The sequence below is a fragment of the Actinopolymorpha sp. B11F2 genome (assembly GCF_040195635.1).
GTDB lineage: Bacteria > Actinomycetota > Actinomycetes > Propionibacteriales > Actinopolymorphaceae > Thermasporomyces.
The window spans coordinates 58189-78245 of sequence record NZ_JBEFTX010000019.1; the positions used below are offsets into that span (position 1 = coordinate 58189).

The following is a 20057-nucleotide window of genomic DNA, read 5'->3' on the forward strand; positions in this document are numbered from 1 at the left end:
GAGAGCGACCGTACCACTTGACGGTTGCGTGAAACAACCCACGAGGTCTAGTGTGTGAGTTTCATGATGAAACTAGCGAGAGATGGGCGGAGCACGATCATGGCGAACGCACCAGTCCTTGTCGCCGGCGCGGCCGGCGGAGTTCAGGGATCGACGGGCAACCTCGTGGCGCGAGGCCTGCTGGAGAAGGGAATTCCGGTGCGCGCATTCGTTCGCACCGACGACGACCGCGCGGCAGCGCTGCGGACGCAGGGTGCGGAAGTGTACGTCGGCGACCTGCGCGAGATCGCCGACGTCGGCCCTGCTCTGCGCGGTGTCGAGCGGGCGTTCTTCACCTACCCGGTACGCGACGGGCTGCTCGAAGCGAGCGCCGTGTTCGCAGGCGCGGCGGCCCGCGAGGGTGTCCGGCAGGTCGTCGAGGTTTCCCAGCTCGCCCCGGAACCGCACGCCGGTACGCCTCGGCTTCGCCAGCACTGGGTGTCCGAGCAGGTCTTCGACCATGCTGGTGTCGGCGCCGTCCATCTGCGCGCCACTGTGTTCTACGAGAACATCCGCGCACTCATCACGACCGGACCGAACGGCTACCAGTTGGTCATGCCTCTGGGTGGACAGGACGCCGTGCTTCCGTTGGTCGGTGGGCGGGACGTGGCCCGGGTCGCCGTCGGGGTCCTGGCCGCGCCGGAAGTGCGGCCGGCGGGCTTTCATCGGCTCGTCGCCGAGTTCGCCAGCGTCTCCGACGTCATGACGGCGTTCGAGGTCGCCACGGGTCGGCCACTGCGCTACGTCGACGTGCCGAGCCAGGCCTGGAAGCAGTCGATGCTCGACAACGGCCTGAACGCGCACGCAGCCGCGCACCTGACGAGCCTGTGGGAGGTGTTCCGGGCTGCGGGGGCAGCGAACTGGGTCGACCCGGCGTATGAGCGCGACGACGCGATCGCGCGCATCGGTGGGCAGCGCGCACAGACGCTCGAGGAGTTCCTGCGCAGCAACGCGAACCACTTCGGCTCGGTCGGCACACCTTGACCCTGTGTGCCGACCGAGGATCGTGCCGCACTCATACCGTGGCGTTCGTCCGTACGTACGGCCGGGCTAGTGTCCTGGCGCAGGACACTAGGCGACTGATATCGGCTCGGTCTCGGCGCTCACAGCCTGACGCTGACGCCACCTCCACCCCTGCGGCTGCGCGTAGTGGTGGACCCGAAGCAGCATCACGGCGATCATCGCCAGCATCATCGCCGCGTGGCCGATGTCCATGAGTCCCTTGCCCGACAGCAGTCCCAGGTAGTACGGAACAAGGAGTACGACGAACGGCGCGACCATGGCCACGCCCATCTCGGCGATCATCCGCCAGTGGTGCGCACGGATCCACATCCACAGTCCCATCCCGATGGTCATGTCGAGGGCCATGACAAGGACGTGCGCGTCGGGGCGGTCGCTCAGGCTGGGCCAGAACATGCTCCACACCGGGTCGAGCAGCATCATCCCGACAGCCATTGCCAGGAACATCTCGATCGCGTGCCGGATGAAGTGCCGCACCGGCGGTCGACGGTGGAGGAGCCAGCCGATGCCGGCGGCGACCGCGGCTCCGACGAGCGCTGCGGCCAGTGCCTGGCCGGTAGGTGACCATGGCCAGGCCGCACCGTTGAGCTCCGTGCGTACCGGATACTCGAGTGTCTTGGCCACCCAGGTGGCGGTGGCCACGTCCGTCGTCGCGGCCACGTCACGCAGAGCGGCGTCGAACGGGAACTCCCGCTCCGCGTGGAGGTACTCCGCCTCGAGCCCGACGGCGGCGGCCGCCTTCGCGAGGGCGGGGTCGGCCACCTGCGAAGCCGCGAGACCCGGCACGACGAGGCGATCAAGATCCTCACCGACGTCGGCAAGAGTGGCTCTCGGGACGAAGGTGAGCCCGTGCCGCGACCGGATCGGCCCACCGTCCATCGTGACAGTCCGCGGCTCGGCGATGAAGGCGAGCGTGGTGTAGGGGCGCAGGGCCGAGGCGAGTTCGATCTCGCCGACCCCGTCGGTCAGCATGACACCCATCCGGCCGGGCTCGCGGTAGCCGAGATTGAACAGCGCCACCGCGTCGGGGAGCTCGACCTGCGATCCGGGCACCGGCGCGGGCCGACCCGGCCGGTAGTGCGACCATCCCACCGCGGCCGCGGCCCTGCGGGCGACGGCTTGCCCGGCCTGGCGCTCGAGGATGCGCAGGGCGCCGTCCACTCCGGACAGGACCGCCGCGGTCGTGATGACCCGGCCGTTGTCGACGTACCGGACGTCCTTGGCCCACCGCACCTGCGGATAGCGCTTCTCCATGCCGCCCATGCTCAGGGCGAGCCAGTTCGACGTGGCCTCCTGGCCGTCCAGGAGGCCGGCGCGGGCGAGCAACTCGACGCCGACGCAGACACCCATCACCGTGGCGCCAGCGGATGCCTGCGCGGCCAGCCAGTCGCGCACCGGATCCGAGGTCACTTCTCTCCCGTCCGGCACCTCGGGTGCGATCACGACATCGACGCCTTCGGGGAACTGACGTTCCAGCTCGGTGAAGCTGAAGTCGGGGACGAGGTCCAGCCCGCCGGAGAGCGGCACCGGTCGACGCACGGGGGCCGCAGTGTAGACGTTGAACTCGCCGGACACCGAGAGGACTTCGTACGGAGCAAGGGCGTCGGCCGCGTTCGCGCCCCTCGAGCTGGCCACGATCACGGCCGTCGGCAGCGTCGGATCATGGTCGGGACGCCGCGCCGCGGCGACGGATGCCCGGACATCCTCGGTCATGACGATCGGATCCGGGTAGGCGACCGCGATCGCGTCCCGCGCCGGCATCACCCCCACCAGCACCATCACCGCCAGCGCCGCGAGCACGATCCACAGCCCGGTCAGAATCCGGGACGTCCAACGCTTCATGATTCCCTCCAGCCGCAAACGCGAGGATTCTCGCGTCAGTGACAGTACGCCGGTCGGTTACCTAACGCAAGATATTTCGCGTTATGCTTTCGGTGTGCGTAACGGACGAGCCATGCAACGGCCCGGAGGGCGGTCCGCCCGGGTGCGGTCCGCCGTGCACGAGGCGGTCATCGACCTGATGGAAGAGCACCCGTGGGAGGAGATGAGCGTGCCCCTCGTCGCGGAGCGATCCGGCGTCCACCAGGCGACCATCTACCGCCGGTGGGGGACCATGTCGGCCCTCCTGAACGACGTGATGATCGAGCGGTTCACCACTGCCGGGGGCGTCCCCGACACCGGCTCGCTGCGCGAGGATCTCCTGCGCTACACCGCACAGGTGGCCGAGAGTCTGGAAGACGGGGCGGTCCCGCTGATCCTGCGCGCGACGGTGATGGAGATCCGCCCCGGGGAGGTACGCCAGACGTCGCCGGCGTTCCAGGCGCGCGAGCAGCAGCTCCAGGTCATGCTGGACCGCGCCGCCGACCGGGGCGAGCAGGTGCCGACCGTCGAGGAGCTGCTCGAACTCCTGGTGGCACCGTTGTACTTCCGGGCCCTCTTCACCCAACCCGTGCCGGCCAAGCACGTGGAGCGCCTGGTCGACCGGCTCCTCGACGTCCTCGCGCACCGCGTGCCCGGTCCCGACTAAGAGCTTGGCCGAGTCGGGCCATCGGGCCGGCCAACCCGTCTACCCGGGAGCGGAGTCTGTCGAGGGCGGGGAATCCGACCGCGGATGAGTCGGCGACGTCAGGCCACTGCTGGGTCAGGCGAAAACGCGTGCGGCGATCGCATGTTCCAGTTCGAGGCACGCCCACTCGTCTGGGTTGTCGCCGTCGTAGACGAGTGCGAGGGGCCCTGCGTAGCCGGCCTGCCGGAGGACTCGGAGCGAGTGGCTGAAGTCGTCGTGGTCGGGACCGGTGGCGGTGAAGTGGCATTTGGCGTGGCAGGTCTCGGCGCGGGGGGCCACAGCGGCCAGGTTGTCGTACTTGCCGGGCCCGGTCCAGTTGCCGAGGTCGATGAGCAGGCCGACCTGCCCGTCGGCGGCATCGAGGATGGTGTGCACTTTGGTGGGCCCGGCCGTCAGGTCGAACCAGTTCTCGGTGACGACGCGGATGTCGGGATGGTCGGCCGCCAGTGCGGCGAGCCGGCGACCACTGGTGTGCAGTCGCTCCGGGGTCGGCTGCTGCTTGCCGGCGATCACGCGGGCCCGGTGGGCACCCAGGGCGGTGGCGACGTCGAGCCAGCCGTCGATCCAGGCCTGGTGGGCGTCGGCGTCCGTGGGGTGGGTGAGATCGCCGTCGTCGATGAGCACGGCGTCGAGGGTGATCTCGTCGGCGTCGAGGGCTGCGCGCAGGTCAGTCAGGTAGCCATGCTCGCGGCTGGGGAGGTGGAAGTGGCAGATCTGGAGGGTGTCGTAGCCGCGGCGCCGAAGTTCGGCGGGCAGGTCCAACAGCGCCAGCCCGGCAGCGGGTTCGGCCAGGCTGCCTGCCGGGCGGCCGGCTGCGTCGCCGGAGACGTACGAACCAAGGGTGCGGTGAAGTGACCAGCTCGAGACGGCACTCATGAGAAATGCGTGCTCCTCCGGGGCGGGGGCGCGGATGCGAGGTCGACGCGTCGTACTCCTTGCCTGCGATCCTTGCCGAGAGGCGTGCCGAGGGACAACCTTGAGTCCAGACCTCGTGGAGCACGGCAGAGGCGGGAAGGCGGGCCGAAGGGGATGACGCTGCACTACTTCATGCACGGGTCGCGTGATTCGTCTCGTGTCGCCGTGACGTTCGACGACGGACCGAATCCACCGCGGACCGAGCAGGTCCTCGACATCCTCGCTGCGGAAGGATGCCAGGCGACGTTCTTCCTCATCGGGAAGTGGGTCGAACGATGGCCCGACACCGTGCGCCGGATCATGGACCGCAGTCACGTGATCGGCAACCACAGTCACACCCACGTGGTGGGTGTCGGTGACTACGACGACGCCGAGGCGGCGATCTCTCATGTCACCGGAAGCCTCAGCAGGTTCGCCCGGGCACCGGCGTTCGACTACACCTCGTGTGCGCAGTCGCCGCTCGTCGCCTCGGGTGAGCTCGTCCTGATCGACGCGGACGTCAAACCGTCGGACTGGGCCAAGACGGACCCGGACGCCATCGCCGAGGCGGTCCTGTCCGATCCGAACCTCCAGGGCGGTTCGATCATCGTCCTGCATGACAGTTCGGAGCAGGACGACGCCGCGCACCGCCTCGGTCGTCCGGTGCCGATGATCGAAGCTCTTCCCACCGTCCTGCGAACGCTACGCCAGCGGGGCTACGAGCTCGTCGGGCTCGACCAGCTGGAGCTCGTTGATCCGGTGCCGTGGAATCCGGAGGTTCCGCAACCGGAACTCCACCGGGCGGCCCAAACCACAAGCAATCCTTGAGGGCCGTGTGCCGCGGATGGCATAGCATCTGTCGCCATGGAACCCGCGAGTGTGCGTCCTCTGGGTCGTCATGGGGTGACGGTCACCCGCCTCGGACTGGGTGGCGCACCCTTGGGCGACATGCGGGAGCGGGTCGATGAGGCGCAGGCATGGGCGACCTTGCAGGCGGCGTGGGACGCCGGTGTGCGGTACTTCGACACGGCACCGTGGTACGGACGCGGGCTGAGCGAGCACCGGTTCGGCCGTTTCCTCTCGCGCTGTCCCCGTGACGAGTTCTCCGTTTCCACCAAGGTCGGGCGCGTGCTGCGGCCAGCTCGTGAGCCGCAACGGTTTGATCCGGCACCCTGGGTCGGCGGGCTTCCCTTCGACGTCGTGTTCGACTACACCTACGACGGCATCATGCGGTCCTATGAGGACAGCCTGCAGCGGCTGGGCCTGGCCCGGGTCGATGCCCTCGTCGTGCACGATCTCGATCACTGGTTCCACGCGCCCGAACCCCGTGTGCAGGCGTACCTGAACCAACTCGTGACAAGCGGGTGGCGTGCTCTCGAGGAACTTCGTGGCAGCGGCGTCGGCGCCGTGGGCGTTGGATTCAACGAGATCGGGATGATCCCGCGCTTTGCCGCGCTGTTCGACGTCGACTTCTTTCTGGTCGCGATGCGATGCACCCTCGCCGACCAGAGCGCCGCCGCCGAGGAACTGGTGTTGTGCGAGGAGCGCGGGATCGACATCGTTGTCGGTGCTCCCTTCCAGTCCGGGATCCTCGTCACCGGACCGATCCGTGGTGCACAGTACGACTACGCCGAGGCGAGCCCCGACCAGCTCGAGCGGGTGGGACGGATCGCGGACCTGTTCGACCGGCACGGTGTCGAGCTGGCGGCCGGCGCACTTCAGTTCCCGGCCGCGCACCCGCGCGTTGCGGCCGTGCTGGCTGGCGCGTTGAGCCCGGAACAGGTCCAGACGAACGTGGCCAGGGCGAGTGCGGCGATCCCTGAGGTGCTGTGGAGCGACCTGCGTGCCGCGGGCCTGATCCGGGCGGATGTGCGTGTTCCACAAGGCGAGTCGGCGAGGTGACGGAACTCCGACGACCTCAGGCGAAGAAGGTCTCGTAGGCGGCCAGTCCGACCTCACCGAAGCAGTCGTCGATCTGCTGGGCTCGGCGGCGATCGGCCCTGGGATCGTTGCGGACCGCGGAGTGGTCCCAGCTGGTGAGCATCGCGATCACGACATGCCCACGGCCTCCTTCTCCGGAGATCACCCCACAGTCGTTGCGGATGCCGCTGAACGTGCCTGTCTTGTGTGCCATGCGTACGCCTGGCGGCAGGAACCGTGGCAGCCGGTCGCGTAGTTGCTGGGCATGGAGAATGTCGAGCATCGCGTCGCAGCCCTGGCGGTCCAGAGCAACTCCCGTCACGATCATCTCCAGGAGACGGGCCATGTCGCGTGGGGTGCCCACGTTGTTATCGGGCCCGAGGCTGTAGGCGAACCCGTCCCTGCGTACTCCGTTGGCGGCCTCCCACGCCGCCAGCGCGGCGCGGTCCTGATCAGGATCAGCGCTGGGCAGCATGTCGGCGAAGATCTCGCCGATCGTGTGCACCACATGAATGCCGGCCAGCCCGAGACGCCGCATCCGCTCGGCGATGGCGTCGATGCCGAGCCTCCGCATCAGCAGATCGGTCGCCGTGTTGTCACTGATCACCGTCATGAGCGTGAGCAGGTCGCGTACGGTCAGCGACAGGCCATCGTCGAGCAGAGTCAGCACTCCGCTGCCCAGCGCTTTGACGTCAGCGGACAGCTCGAGTCGGTCGTCCAGCGCGACCTTTCCGGTGCGGATCTGATGGAACGCTTCCACGAGTACGGGCACCTTGACCACGCTGGCCAGGGGTACGGGAACGTCTGCGCGGTGCGCGACCTCCTGCGCCGACTCGACGTGCCGGATCACCACCCCGACCTCCGCCTTCGACGCCTCGATCGCGGCGGTGACCCGCTGGGAGAGCTCACGCATCTGTGGCCTCCGAGTCTGGCCCGCCCGGCGACGGTGGCGGGAGCGGCGGAAAGTCCGCGCGTGGCAGGCGCTCATGGACCGGCAGGATCGACCGCGGAGTGTGCGGCTCGAGCTGATACCAGTAGGCGGTGCTGGAGAAGTCGTCGCTGCGCCGATTGGCATGCCCGTGTTCGATCGAGACGCGAATCCTCCGGCTGAACCGTACGGGATCCAGCAGATGCCATCGGTACCACGAGATGTATCCGGTGAAGTTGTGGCCCTGTGAGAGGGTCAACCCGAAGAACGGCGAGTCGAACTTCTCGTCCGGTCCCCAGGCGGTGTTGAAGTAGTCTTCAGTCCCGGTGCCGTGCAGAGTGGGTGGCCAGCGGGTTCCTTCGGCATCGTCGTCGACGAAGATCATCTCGTCACCTTCGCCGTACCAGTTCCAGCCGTCGATCTTGCTGTTGCGCAGGGGATGGATGTTCAGGTTGCATCCGACGTACTGCCCCGATCCCTCCGCGTCGAGGATCAGGTAGTTCCCTTCGTCGCTGAGATTGGTGTCAGCGTGCTGGAACGTGTGGTCGGGCATCTCCGGCGGCTCGACGATGCCGTCCGTGGGGTTCTGGCGATTCCACCACGCATGCAGGCGACCCAGATCCTCGCGGGGAGAGTCCCATTCCTCGTAGTCGATGTTGTAGTAGAGCCGCGTCTCGGTGACGTCGTTCTCACTGGTCACCTCGATCCGCGCGCCGGTGGAGAAGGGCATCGGAAGGTAGCAGTTCAGACCGCTGCCATCGCGCGGCGCCATGACCATCGGAAGGGACGAGTAGGTCGTCGACGTGGCGTGGCCCACGCCGAAGAAGTCGCCCAGCGGTGTCACGACGCACGGCGTGCTCGCGCCGTCCCAGTACATCTTCAGGACGAGCTTGCGCAGCCACAGTGGCTCGAGGCTCTCACTGGTGATCCAGATGTGCGTCACACAGCCGGCACCCTCGGTCTCCAGCAGGGTGGCCGTCTGCCCGCGGGCGAGGCTGATCCGGTCGAGATTCCCGCCGGTGCGGTCCCAGCTCGATGCCCGCCGGGATCGGCGGGAGTTGTCGACGCGGACAAAGCTGAACCAGTTGAAGTCCTCCACTGCCAACTCCTCGGTCTACGTTTGCCGAAGGGGTCGCGTCCAGGGCTCCCGCGTGGCCGCGCTCCGCAAGCGCGCCCGAGCCGCCGCCCCGATCTCACCATGGGCCGACGGCGACAACAAGAGGGAGGCTGAACGACATGGGCACGTCGCAGGAGGGGCGGGAGCTGGCAAGCCAGCGGGATCTGGCGGGCGAGGTCGCGTGGGCTCTCTCGAAGCTGGGTCTCGAGGACCTCCACCGGAACGCCTTGACGACGCTTGCCGAGGTCGGGCCGCCGCCCGATCCGGTGCGGCTGCCCCCGCCGGCTGCGGCAGCCGCGCTGTTCGACCGGCTGGGGCTGGCTTCGCGGGACATCGAAGAAGCGATCGCCGCGCGACCCGACAGGCGGAGGCAGCCGGCGCTGTGGTGGCTGCTCGAACGCTGCCACCATCGGCTGCTCCAGCGCATGGGTCGCACAGGCGACCTGGGGCCCTGGCCATCGCTACCGGAGGAGGTCGGGCCGGCTGGGCGCTACCTCTACATCTGGGTCCTCCTCGCCACCGTGCCGGCCGTCGGGCGCTACCACCGCGAGCGCGGCATCTCCGAGGAGACCTCATGGGAGACCCTGTCGGCACTGGGGGCCCAGGTTGCCAACCACCGGGCGCTGTTCGGCACGGGAGGGCTGCACACGCAGGAGTGGATGACGGTGCACTTCCGCGGCCTGCTGTACGCACTGGGACGGCTCTATTTCGAGCGGCTCCCGATCTGGTTCGACGCCGCGGGTTCGGTCGGCGGGCGCCGTCTGCCACAACGCGGCGACTGGTCTCTCGGCGTGCACATTCCGCAGGGTCGACTGACGCCGGAGGCCTGTGAGGCCTCCTTCGCGAGGGCGCGAGCGTTCTTCCCGAGGCACTTCCCCGGCGAGGACTGCCGGTACGCCACCTGTGTTTCGTGGATCCTCGACCCCCAACTCGAGGAGTACCTGTCGCCCGCGACCAACATCGTGCAGTTCCAGCGGCGGTTCACGCTGCTGCCGGCGGGGGAGGCGAGCGACAACGCGACAGTGGTCGAGTTCGTGTTCCGGCGCCGATTGGCCGAACTCGACGACCTTCCCCGAGAGACCACCCTGCAGCGGGCCATCGTCGACCACATCCGCGCGGGCCGCCACTGGAAGTTCCGCACTGGTTGGTTCGAGCTGTGAAACGACGATGGCCCTGGCCGGGAACGACCTGTTAGCCTTTCACTGTATCTCGGAGTCATTTCCGATATCTCAGATTGTTGGGGAGGGTCGGTGGACGCATGGACGACGGCTCGACCACCCCGGTCCGTGTTGCGCTCGTCGGGCTCGGTGACATCGGACTCGGCGCACATCTTCCAGCTCTGTTGCGCTCGGAGAGGGTCGCCCTGGTCGGTGTCGTCGATCCGCGTCCCGAGCGTCGAGCGCTTGCCGTCGAGGCCGCCGGCAGCGACGTTCCGGCGTACGCGGACATCGACGACCTCGGCAGCGCTACCGCCGCCGACGCCGTGGTACTCGCCACCCCACCCTGGGTCACCACCGGTCTCGCCGCCACGATCCTCCGGACCGGGCAGTACGTGCTGGCGGAGAAACCCCTGGCCACCTCCGTCGCGGCGACCCACGCTCTCGTCGAGCTTCCGCCTGCGGACCTCGCGCGGCTCCAGGTGGGCCTCACCTATCGACATGATCCGGCTCTTGCCAGGCTGCGGACCTGGATTCGCGACGGCCCGCTCGATGGTCCACTGCTGATCCGCGCACACATCTACGACGAACGCCTGGACCCGACCGACCCCGCCCACAGTCACCGGATCCGTGAGGCGCTCGCCCATGGCTCGCCGGTCGTCCACGAGGGTGCGCACGTGTTCGACTGGCTGGCGTACCTGCTGGATGGTTCGCCGGAGCGGGTGGCCGATGCCTGGGCCGTACGCACGGACGCAACGTTCGCCTCGCCCAACCTGACCGGCGCCCGGCTCGCGTACCCCAGAGGGACGACCGCCCTGGTGGAGTTCGGCTGGCTGACCGACGGGCTGCCGCGCTGTGAGCTGAGCCTGTTGGGCCAGCGTGCCTACGCCGTGCTCGACGGGTTCACCTTCCGGCTGCGGCTGACGATGGCAACCGGTGTCGAGGTCGTCGACGATCCCGTCGATCGGACCACCCGGTGTTTCGACCGGCAGGTGGCGGCATTCGTCGACCTGGTGAAGGGACGCGTGGACAAGGCCGTGCCAGGCCTCGCGGAGGGGTTTGCCAGTCTCAGCCTGGCAGAGGAGGTCGCCCGGCGGGCGACTACAGGTCCATCCGGGCGGAGGGAGTAGCCGTGATCGACTTTCATACGCACACACCGGCGTGGAAGAGCGCGACCTGGCTTGCCGGTGCGGCGTTCGGTGCCGGTGAGTTCGTGCAGTTCATGGACTCTGCCGGGATCGATGCCGCCGTGGTGCTGAGTCATGACGGCCTCTTCGACCCCACACCCGAGGCGAACGACGACGTGGCGGGATTCGTCGCCGAGTATCCCGACCGCATGCTGGCCTTCGGGACGGCCAGTCCTCGCCAGCGCACGGCGGTCGCCGAGGTCGAACGCTGCTTCACGACGCTAGGCATGGCCGGCCTGAAGCTCCATCCGTGGCTGCAGGGGTTCTCGATGCACGAGCGCAGCCTTGATCCGATCTGCGAGGTCGTCACCGCGGCCGGCGGCGTGCTGCTCTGCCACGACGGCACGCCGCCGTACTCCACGCCGCTGCAGATCGCCGCGCTGGCGCGGCGGCATCCGCGGCTTCCGGTGGTCCTCGGCCACGGCGGCTTGCACGACTGCTGGCGGGAGGCGCTCGCCGCGACGGTGGAGACGCCGAACCTCTACCTGTGTGTGTGCGGAACCCCGCCGTACGCCGCCCGCAGGATTCTCGCGCAGGCGCCGCCGGGAAAGGTCTTGTTCGGTACGGACGCGGGACTGTCCGACAAGCCCAGCCAGGACTACGCGGTCGCGCGGGTCCGGGAGATCGACGGCTGGGGAGCGACGCCGGACCAGCGGCGGGCGATGCTCGTCGATGCACCACATGCACTGCTGGAGAAGTGGATCGGCCCGCGGAAGGTGGCGACATGAGCGATACGACGGCGACAGCGGCAGAGGTCCTGGCCGGCAAGGCGAGCCCGAAACCGGTCGCTGCCACGGTCGCTGCGGTCCACACCGCCCTGGTGAGCCTTCCGGCGCACCCGGACCTCATCGTCCACGGAGCCAGGGGAAGCCACGACCACTCCGACTTCTGTGTCGTCCGCGTGGTGACGAGTGAGGGCGTCGAGGGGTTCGGCGAGGTGAGTGCCACGCCGCTGTGGAGCGGTGAGGACGGGGTCTCCGCCCGCCACTTCATCGAGACCGTGCTCGCTCCGGCCCTTGTCAACCGTCCCTTGGCGCCGGTCGCGGCGCTGGAGGACCTGATGGACGACCGGCTGGCGGCCAACCCGTTCACGAAGGCGGGCGTCGCCACCGCACTCTGGGATGCGTACGCCACAAGCCTCGACGTACCGCTCGCGGTCGCGCTCGGCGGGCCACTGCGGACGGAGGTTCCGATCAAACTCTCGCTCTCCGGCGACGGCGAACGGCTGGAACAGGTGCATGCCGCGGCCGTCAAGGCGGGCTTTGCGGCGTTCAAGGTCAAGGTGGGTCTGGGGGTTGCCGGTGATCTCGCGCGGGTGGCGCTCGCTCGGAGGCTGGTGGGTGAGCAGGGATTCCTGGGTGTGGATGCCAACGGAGGTTGGCGTCGCGGTGAGGCGCGGGGCGCCGTTGAGGCGCTTCGACCCTACGACATCGCCTTCGTCGAGCAGCCGGTCGAGAGATCCGACCTCGAGGGAATGGCGGCACTTCGCGACCTCGGTTTTCCGATTGTCGCCGACGAGTCGGTCTTCGACCTGCCAGATCTCCGCCGGCTGATCGGTGCCGATGCCGCCGATGTGGTGAGTGTCTATGTGGGCAAGGCGGGTGGGCCGGGTCGCGCGGTCGAGCTCGCCAGGGTCGCCCATGCGTTCGGGCTCCAGAGCCTGCTCGGGTCCAACGGCGAGCTTGGTCTCGGCGCCGCCGCACAGGTCCATGCCGCGGCCGCGATGCCTGGCCTCACCACGGATCTCCCGTCCGACATCATCGGCGCGCACTACTACGCCGAGGACATCTTGGCCGAACCGCTGCCGAGCGACGGCCGGACCGTGCGGCTTCCGCCCGGACCCGGTCTCGGCGTACGGCTGCGCGACGACGTGCTGGCGCGGCTGCACTGAGCGGCCAGAACCCGACAGAGCCAACAGCAGAAGGGATGTGGTGGCCCGGTGATCGTCGACGTCCACAACCACACGCCGACCCACCCTGGTGAGGTGCCGGAGGACGAGCGGCTCGTCTTCGAAGGATGGCGCTCGGACCGGCCGGTGGTGACGACGAACTCCTGGGCCGACTTCGACCGGCAGCAGGCGGCGGCCGACATCTCCATCGTGTTCAACATCGCGGTCGATGATCCCTTGCGCGCCACGGGTCTGCCGTATCCACCGGAACGTACGAACGACGCCACGGCCGAGTTCGTCGCCGCCGCCCCGCACAAGCGGATCGGCTTCATGTCGGTCGATCCCCGCACGCCGGAGGTGTTCGAGGAGGTCGAACGCTGTCGTGCGCTCAACCTGGTGGGTGTCAAGCTCGGTCCCAACTACCAGAACTTCGACCCGCTGTGCGACGAGGCGCAACGCTTCTACGGCTACTGTGAGCGTGCCGGGCTGCCGATCCTGTTCCATCAGGGCACGTCGCCGATTCGCGAAGCTCCGTTGCTGTACACGCATCCGCTGGTGATGGACGACATCGCACTGCGCTTTCCGGAGCTGCGGGTGGTGATGGCGCACATGGGGCATCCGTTCGTGCGGGAGACGGTGGCGGTGATCCGCAAGCACCCGCACGTCTATGCCGACGTGTCGTCGGTCTACCTGCGGCCGTGGCTGTTGTGGGAGGCGCTGACCTTCGCGACCGAATGGGGTGTGCCGCACAAGCTGTTGTTCGGCTCGGACTATCCGATCTCCACCTCGGGCGAGGCGATGGCCGGACTCCGCAGCGTCAACGACATCGTGGAGGGTACGAAACTCCCGCGCGTGCCGGCGGAGGCGATCGAGCAGGTCATCCACGCCGACGCCCTGTCCGCACTCGGACTGGGGAAGCCGGGAGAGGCGGCAACGCCATGATCATCGACGCGCATGTCCGGCTCGGCGTGGGACGCGAGGTTGCACTCAGCGTCGACGACCTTCTCGCCACCATGACCGAGCTCGGTATCGACCGGGCGCTCGTCTCTCCTGACGAGCGCTGCACCGCCTTCGCGAACCGGGAAGGCAACGAGACGGTCTGCCGCGCCGCGCTCGCCTCGGGCGGACGCCTCGCGGCGTACGCGGTCGCCAACCCGTGGGCGGGCCCGCGGGCGGTCGACGAGCTCGCCCGGGCGCGGGACGCGGGCGCTGTCGCCCTGGCCGTCGACCCGGTCCTGCAGGGGTTCGACGTCCTCGACGGGCTGCTCGACCCCCTGCTCGCGTTCGCGTCGGAGCAGGACTGGATCGTCTACCTCCGGACCGGCACCCCGCCGTCCGCCCTGCCGCTCCCGGTCGCGACCCTGGCCCGCCGCCATCCGGAGTCGTCGTTCCTCATGGGGAGAAGCGGTGCGACCGACTTCTGGATCGATGCCGCGCCGGCGTTGCGGTATGCACCGAACCTGTACGCCGACACGTCGTACGCGCCCTGGGACACCGTGCTCAGCGACTTCGCCCGCGACGAGGAGATCGGGACGGACAGGTGCGTGTTCTCGACCGATGCCCCCTACACCGTGCCGCGCGCGGAACTCGCCCGCGTCCAGGACTGGAAAGGCATCACCGAGCAGCAACGTGCCGGCGTCCTCGGCGGGGTGGTCGCACGCCTCCTGGGCCGCCACCTGCCGCCACGCTGGTCATGACCTTTCCCCCGCTGTTCCGCTGTGGTTGAATGGCGTCGTTCGGAATACGAGAAATATGACTGAGATACTGAAAGTTCTCGAGAGTCCGGCTGGGAACGGGGGTGCGGATGACCGCGACTGACGACCCACGGCAGGCCGCGACAGCACCGGAGCAGGTGCCCGCATCGAGGTTCCTGGTGCGTGGGGTCTCGCCGGTCCTTGAGGTCCCGTTCGACGAGCAGGGCAACGTGGACTATGCAGGCTTCGCGCGAGTGGTCACCTACGTCCTGCGCACCGGAGTCACCAGCGTGATGTTTCCTGGGTTCGCCTCGGAGTTCCACAAGCTCACCGACGACGAGCGCTGGCGACTCGCGGAGATCGTGCTCGCGCAGACGCGGGACCGGCCGGACGTCGCGGCGGTCATCGCCGTCCAGGACCATGCCACCAGGCTGGCGGTCGCTCATGCGCGCCGGCTCGTCGACGCAGGCGCCGACCTGATCAACCTGCTGCCGCCGTACTTCCTCGGCCCTTCGCCCGCCGCCGTGCGCCGGCACGTCCGCGACGTCCTGGAGGCGGTGGCGCCGACACCGGTCGTCCTGCAGTACGCACCGCACCAGACCGGCACCAGCCTCGACGCGGCGACGATCGCGACCGTCGCCCGTGACCTCCCCAACCTTGCGTTGGTGAAGGTCGAATCGACGCCGCCCGGCGCGTTCATCGCCGCACTCGGCACTCAGGACCCTGCACTACCGGCATTGGTGGGGTACGCCGGTGTGCAGCTTCCCGACGCCGTACGCCGTGGTGCGATCGGAGTCCAGCCGGGTTGCTCGCTCACCGAGGTCTACGTGGAGATCTGGCGCCGGTTCGAGCGGGACGACACCAAGGGTGCGACCGAGCTGCATCGGCGGCTGCTTCCGTACATCTCCTACTGGATGCTGGACACCGAGCTGATCATCGCCGCGGAGAAGCTGATCTCGGTACGCCGTGGCCTGTTCGAGAGCGCGCACTGCCGGGCGCCGGCGCACCTTCTCGACGCCGAGGAAGTCGCGATGATCGACCGGATGCTCGCCGAGTTCGCCGACCTGCTTCCTGACCTCAGCTCGGCTGCGCTGTCCTGACGTTCGTCAGCTCGCATCCGGGTGCAGGGTCAACGACAGGTGGCGGGTGCGGTCGTCGCCGGGGTCCAGCTCGACATGAACCAGGACCGACGGCCAGCCGAACATTTCCAGCCCGCCGATCCTCGCCGGTTCGCCATCGACCAGTGCCTCGTGCACGCGGGTGAGCGGGACCGGAAGCACCACCGTCAACCCTCCGGCAGGCGACCGGCCGGTCACCTGGTACGAGAAGGTCTCACCCTCCCACCTGGTGTCGTGGATCCGTGCGGCGTCGCGGGCCCTGGTGAACTCCGCCCATGCGAACGCACTCCAGATCGGCATCCCCAGCTCGCGCGCCGACGTCCAGCAGCGGTGCATGTACGTGCTGGAGTAGGTCGCGAAGGACACCGGATGGGACAGCATCGACAGCGGGCTGAAGTAGCGGTCGAGCTTGTCCTCCATCAGCCGACGGGTCAGGTTGGCCTGGCCGAGTGGATCCGCTGTCAACAACTCCTTGACGGACAGGTCGTCATAGGCCTGAGTCGCCTGCTGGAAGCAGTCGATCACCGTGCCGTCGGCGTCGACGAACCGCATGGGTCGGGCGGATCCGGTGAGATAGGCAAGCCATGACGGGCCCGCGTTCATGGAGTTGAGATCCATGTCGATCCCGAGTTCGGCGTAGAGCTTCGGTAGGTCGGCGTAGCCCTTCCAGACCGCGCAGTGGTTGCGGTTCGTGGCCGGAACCCCGCCGTAGACCTCCGCGAACTCACGGACGTCCTTGCGTACGACCTCGGGGAGGATCTCCTCCTGGTCCTCCCCGCCGTACGCCGGATCGGAGGGATCGTGGTGGATCCCGAACGAGTGCCCGCGCTCGCGCCACCGCGCGACCCTTTCCTTCGTGGCGACCGTCCCACGGGTCGTGCCTGACATCAGGTAGATCGTGACCTGTCCACCGTGGGACTCGACGGCGTCGATGAGGGCGTCGAAGTGTTCCGGCTCCGACCAGTCGTCGTCGGAGTCCAGGACGAGAACGCTCCGTAGCTCAGGCGTCGGGTAGTACCACCAGCGCGGCTGCGGGTGGCGGGCGAGGTGGTTGACCGCATTGCCGAGCAGCATCGCGTGGATGTCGGCCTGCGGAAGGTGCCAGCACCGCGGGTCGGCGAAACCGGTGAGCAGGTCCTGGATCCGGTAGGGCTCGCCGGCGCCGAGACCGTGGCCACCGATCCGGGCAGGGTCGCCCTGTCGGATCAGGGCGACGGCGTGTGGCAGGTCGTAGGTGAACACGACCACGCGGCCCGCGCCGTAGGGCAGTTCGACGACGGCCGGGAAAGCTGTGGGCGTGCGGGCGTCGGCCTGGAGCCGCGCCACGGTCACCGCACCGTCGGGCAATGCGTCGGGTGCGTACGCATCAGCCGGCACGTGCGTCTCGATCGGTTCCTGGGGCACGCCGCTCCCGAGCGGACTCGCCGTACCCGGTCGTACGTACGCGGGCGCCACCATCGTGTGCGTGGAGACGAGGCCGAGGGTGCGGGCCAGCAGCGGGGAGGGGCGGACGAGGATCACCCGGCCGCCGGCAGCGGCGTAGTCGAGCAGCCGGCCGACCTGCGCCTTGGTGGGGCGAATCCGCGCGACGAGGACGAGGTCGTAACGTGCAAGGCCACCGAGGTTCTCGTCGGACAGGTCGAGGATCTCGTGGTCGACCATTCCCTCGGCCCGCAGGATCTCGGCAAGGTAGCGGCCGAACCGGCCGACGGTCTGGTCCCCGCTCAGCACCACACCGATGGTCATGGGCCCTCTCCTTCCTGCCGCCCGGGGTGTGGCCGAAAGTCCGGGACGGTCAGCAGTTCGCTGCCGCGCGCGATCGACTCCGCGGCGAGTACCGCGGGCGCGGCGGTGTCCATCGCCTGGTAGACGTCGAACTCTGGCTGCCGGCCGGCTAGCACGGCGTCCCGGAACGCCACATGGGTGTAGTAGTCGGCGTCGCCATGGCCGCTGCCGCGAGCCTCGGATGGAGCGTCGGTGCGTTCGTAGCGCCAGTCGGCGTCGGCGAGGTCGGCCAACTGCTCGTCGGCCAGCCACAGCTTCGGCCGGTCGCCGGCGCCACGGGACCATTCCACCCGGCCGCCGGTGCCGAGGACCTGGTACCAGTGCCAGTTGCCGTCAGGATGCGGTTGAGCGAAGCTCGCAGCCATCCGCAGGAGGATGCCCTTCCGGGTACGCATGAGAGCGACCTGCATGTCTGGTTGGGCGAGGGCAGGATGTGCGGCGCTCGGCGCGTCCGTGCTCATAGCCACCACCTGCGTCACCCGGTCGTCGAGCACCCGCAGCATCGGGCTCAGCTCGTGCGGCAGGTAGTGGATCGGCGGCATCAGCTGCGCCCACGTCGGCCGGGCATCGGGATGGGCCGCGAGCGCGTCGGGACCAAGCAGGTCGCCGGTGTGCGGATCCTGAAACATTCCTGCGACGTAGTGGTGGAAGTACTGCCCCTCGCACAAGGTGATCCGGCCGAGCCTTCCGCTCGCGACCAGTGACCGCCAGGCCTCGACGAAGCCCCAGTACCGTGTCTGTTCGGCCAGCTGGTAGATCCGGCCGGTGCGTTCGACGGCGAGCACGATCCGCCAGCAGTCCTGGATCGCGTGGGCGGCCGGGACCTCCGCATGGACGTGCTTTCCGGCCTCCAGCGCAATGGCGGCAAGGTCGCCTTGACGCGCGGTCCGGACCGTCAGCGCGATGGCGTCGACCCGTGGATCGCCGAGCAGCTCGTCGTACGCCTGGTAGGTACGCACACTCGACGGAAAGCTCAGTTGCGCCCGCGCCCGGTCCAACAAGGGGGCGATCGGGTCGCACAGCGCCGTGACCCGGAACCCTGGTATCCGCTGGAGCATCGGGATCCAGGTGCCGACCGCTCGAGGGCCGAGGCCCGCCACGCCGATCCGGATCTCGTCCATGTCGAAGACTGGCTTCAGGCCAGCTCGGCGGCCGCCGCGTGGTACTCGGCCGCCACTGCGGCGAACGACTGCCGTGGCCGGTCGGGCACCGCGATGTCGATGCTGGGGACGGGGACGCCGTGGCTCGTCGTCAGACGCCAGCCTTCCGTGGTCTCGAAGCCAGGGTTCTCCACGGTGAACCCGATGGTCTCGATGTGGTCGAATCCGACGTCGACCGGGAACACGCCGTCGCTGCTTCCAGCCTCGAGGAGCCGGAACGCGAGGGTGGCGCTGGTCTTTCCCCGCAACCGGTCGCTCACGTCGATCGGGCCGTGCAGGGTCGAACACTGCTGCCACAGCGCGAACCCGTGCTGGCACACGTCCTCGGACCAGATCACCTCGCCGTCGATGAGCACCTGCTTGACATGCGTACCTGGCTCACCGAACCGCGCACTGAAGATGTCGTTGTGCCAGAAGGAAAGTTCGTGGCGGGCGGTGTCGGGCTCCACGGCGACGACCTGGGACGCCTCGGCGTACGCGCCCTTCTTCGTTCGTACCGGCGGCACCAGGAAACTCAGGCGGCCGTTGCCGTACATCGCCTTGTTGGTCGAGGAGATCGTGGGCGCGTCGTCGAGCTGCAGGCCATAGGCGGTGACGCCGGCGATCCGACCGTCGCGGGCGTAGTCCAGGCCGGCACGGACGACTGCCGCGTTGTAGTCGGGGCTCGGTTCGTTCCACGCGTCGAGAAAGCGTCCGGTGTAGGCGAGCAGGACCACGCCGAGGTCGTACGGCTCGACGGCGGCGCGGATGTGGTCGAGACACGGTCCGACGCTGCTGGCGACGAGGGTGTTGAGATGGTGCCCGTCGAGGAACGGATAGAGCACGAGGTCCAGATGGGGCCCGTACTTCGCGAGGAACTCGTCGCTTGTCGCCGCGTGGTAGTACGTACACAGGTAGAACGCCAGGTCGGGGTTGATGTCCTGTGCGATCTTGCGCATCCGCGCCACGTAGTCGGGGGTGAAGGTGTCCTGGTTGAACTCGAAGTCGTCGATGCCCCAGGCCTTGACGTTCGGCTGCTCGACCGAGAGTTCGGCGCAGGCACGGGCCCACGCGAGATAGTCCATGACATACGGCCGGGAGGCGCGACCACCGTGCCGGTCGGTCTCACTCGGTGGTACGAGGTAGACCCACACGTCGATCCCGGCCCGCGCGGCGGCGGGTGCGAACTCCAGCCGTAGGTCGTCCCAGTCCGTCGGCGAGTCCCAGATGCCATAGACATAGGTGTTGGCGCCGAGCTCGGTGAGCTTCGCCAGCATCGCCGGGGTGTCGATGTGACGGTAGCCGTCGGCTCGGGGCGCGGGCTCACGCAGCGTCGCCCCGACCGTGTTACCGCCGCACTGCGACGCCCGGATGCCGCCGCGCGGGATCAGGTGTGCCGCCCGGTGCGTGCCTGCCATGGGGACCTCCGGGTCCGTGAGGCCGACGGCCACGAGCTGTGCCGAGAACGGCCCCGCCACTGGTTTCTCGGATCCTGCTGGGACTGTAGTTCTGAAACCTTGTTCTGGGATTTCAGATACATATCTGTATTTTCGAAGGATGCTAGGCGGCTGGACTGTGGCCACGCAAGCCCCTACGCGGTATCAT

At 68.5% G+C, this 20057-nt stretch carries 18 protein-coding genes; 11 read left to right on the top strand and 7 right to left on the bottom strand.

Going from position 1 to position 20057, the window contains the following annotated elements:
• Positions 1-99: 99 nt before the first annotated feature.
• Positions 100-1023 carry an NmrA family NAD(P)-binding protein gene (locus tag ABN034_RS27770; protein ID WP_349693932.1) on the top strand — a complete coding sequence of 308 codons (924 nt, stop codon included), beginning with the start codon at positions 100-102 and terminating at the stop codon, positions 1021-1023.
• Between the two features lie 87 nt (positions 1024-1110).
• Here ABN034_RS27770 and ABN034_RS27775 read toward each other — a convergent pair whose 3' ends face one another.
• On the bottom strand, positions 1111-2901 hold the full coding sequence (locus ABN034_RS27775; RefSeq protein WP_349693933.1) for a DJ-1/PfpI family protein: 1791 nt from the start codon (positions 2899-2901) through the stop codon (positions 1111-1113).
• 94 nt (positions 2902-2995) lie between these two features.
• Between ABN034_RS27775 and ABN034_RS27780 the strand changes: the two genes are divergently transcribed.
• Entirely contained in the window at positions 2996-3586 is a 591-nt protein-coding gene (locus ABN034_RS27780) for a TetR/AcrR family transcriptional regulator (protein ID WP_349693934.1), read from the top strand.
• Between the two features lie 114 nt (positions 3587-3700).
• Here the strand turns inward: ABN034_RS27780 and ABN034_RS27785 are convergent, their stop codons facing one another.
• Positions 3701-4501, bottom strand: coding sequence for a sugar phosphate isomerase/epimerase family protein (locus ABN034_RS27785; RefSeq protein ID WP_349693935.1), 801 nt, complete (start codon positions 4499-4501; stop codon positions 3701-3703).
• Positions 4502-4654: 153 nt separating this feature from the next.
• Between ABN034_RS27785 and ABN034_RS27790 the strand changes: the two genes are divergently transcribed.
• Positions 4655-5347, top strand: coding sequence for a polysaccharide deacetylase family protein (locus ABN034_RS27790; RefSeq protein WP_349693936.1), 693 nt, complete (start codon positions 4655-4657; stop codon positions 5345-5347).
• Positions 5348-5383: 36 nt separating this feature from the next.
• Positions 5384-6421, top strand: coding sequence for an aldo/keto reductase (locus ABN034_RS27795; RefSeq protein WP_349693937.1), 1038 nt, complete (start codon positions 5384-5386; stop codon positions 6419-6421).
• Between the two features lie 16 nt (positions 6422-6437).
• Here the strand turns inward: ABN034_RS27795 and ABN034_RS27800 are convergent, their stop codons facing one another.
• Together ABN034_RS27800 and ABN034_RS27805 are read right to left on the bottom strand one after the other, a co-directional pair.
• The gene (locus ABN034_RS27800) at positions 6438-7352 is read right to left on the bottom strand and encodes a serine hydrolase (RefSeq protein WP_349693938.1); all 915 of its coding nucleotides are present in this window, start codon (positions 7350-7352) and stop codon (positions 6438-6440) included.
• Positions 7345-8466 (bottom strand): glycoside hydrolase family 172 protein, encoded by a 1122-nt coding sequence (locus ABN034_RS27805; RefSeq protein ID WP_349693939.1) that lies wholly within the window; start codon positions 8464-8466, stop codon positions 7345-7347. The genes ABN034_RS27800 and ABN034_RS27805 overlap by 8 nt, the downstream gene beginning before the upstream one ends.
• 137 nt (positions 8467-8603) lie before the next feature.
• Between ABN034_RS27805 and ABN034_RS27810 the strand changes: the two genes are divergently transcribed.
• The 7 genes from ABN034_RS27810 to ABN034_RS27840 all read left to right on the top strand — a co-directional run bounded on the left by ABN034_RS27810 (position 8604) and on the right by ABN034_RS27840 (position 15510).
• Entirely contained in the window at positions 8604-9644 is a 1041-nt protein-coding gene (locus ABN034_RS27810) for an acyltransferase domain-containing protein (protein ID WP_349693940.1), read from the top strand.
• A gap of 98 nt (positions 9645-9742) precedes the next feature.
• A complete protein-coding gene (locus tag ABN034_RS27815) occupies positions 9743-10771 on the top strand; it encodes a Gfo/Idh/MocA family protein (RefSeq protein WP_349693941.1) in 1029 nt (342 codons plus the stop codon).
• Between the two features lie 2 nt (positions 10772-10773).
• Positions 10774-11556, top strand: a complete 783-nt coding sequence (locus ABN034_RS27820) for an amidohydrolase family protein (RefSeq protein ID WP_349693942.1) — start codon at positions 10774-10776, stop codon at positions 11554-11556.
• The gene (locus ABN034_RS27825; protein WP_349693943.1) at positions 11553-12719 is read left to right on the top strand and encodes a mandelate racemase/muconate lactonizing enzyme family protein; all 1167 of its coding nucleotides are present in this window, start codon (positions 11553-11555) and stop codon (positions 12717-12719) included. The genes ABN034_RS27820 and ABN034_RS27825 overlap by 4 nt, the downstream gene beginning before the upstream one ends.
• A gap of 48 nt (positions 12720-12767) precedes the next feature.
• Complete coding sequence (locus tag ABN034_RS27830; protein WP_349693944.1) at positions 12768-13658, top strand: amidohydrolase family protein; 891 nt, start codon at positions 12768-12770, stop codon at positions 13656-13658.
• The gene (locus ABN034_RS27835) at positions 13655-14413 is read left to right on the top strand and encodes an amidohydrolase family protein (protein ID WP_349693945.1); all 759 of its coding nucleotides are present in this window, start codon (positions 13655-13657) and stop codon (positions 14411-14413) included. The genes ABN034_RS27830 and ABN034_RS27835 overlap by 4 nt, the downstream gene beginning before the upstream one ends.
• A 107-nt stretch (positions 14414-14520) precedes the next feature.
• On the top strand, positions 14521-15510 hold the full coding sequence (locus ABN034_RS27840) for a dihydrodipicolinate synthase family protein (RefSeq protein WP_349693946.1): 990 nt from the start codon (positions 14521-14523) through the stop codon (positions 15508-15510).
• Positions 15511-15516: 6 nt separating this feature from the next.
• Here ABN034_RS27840 and ABN034_RS27845 read toward each other — a convergent pair whose 3' ends face one another.
• The 3 genes from ABN034_RS27845 to ABN034_RS27855 are packed head-to-tail and all read right to left on the bottom strand — an operon-like array spanning position 15517 to position 19870.
• Positions 15517-17274, bottom strand: coding sequence for a DUF4350 domain-containing protein (locus tag ABN034_RS27845; RefSeq protein WP_349693947.1), 1758 nt, complete (start codon positions 17272-17274; stop codon positions 15517-15519).
• Entirely contained in the window at positions 17271-18434 is a 1164-nt protein-coding gene (locus ABN034_RS27850; protein WP_349693948.1) for a Gfo/Idh/MocA family protein, read from the bottom strand. Before ABN034_RS27850 ends, ABN034_RS27845 begins: the two co-directional genes overlap by 4 nt.
• Before the next feature lie 14 nt (positions 18435-18448).
• Positions 18449-19870: a hypothetical protein gene (locus tag ABN034_RS27855; RefSeq protein ID WP_349693949.1), complete on the bottom strand. Its 1422-nt coding sequence runs from the start codon at positions 19868-19870 to the stop codon at positions 18449-18451.
• Positions 19871-20057 lie beyond the last annotated feature (187 nt).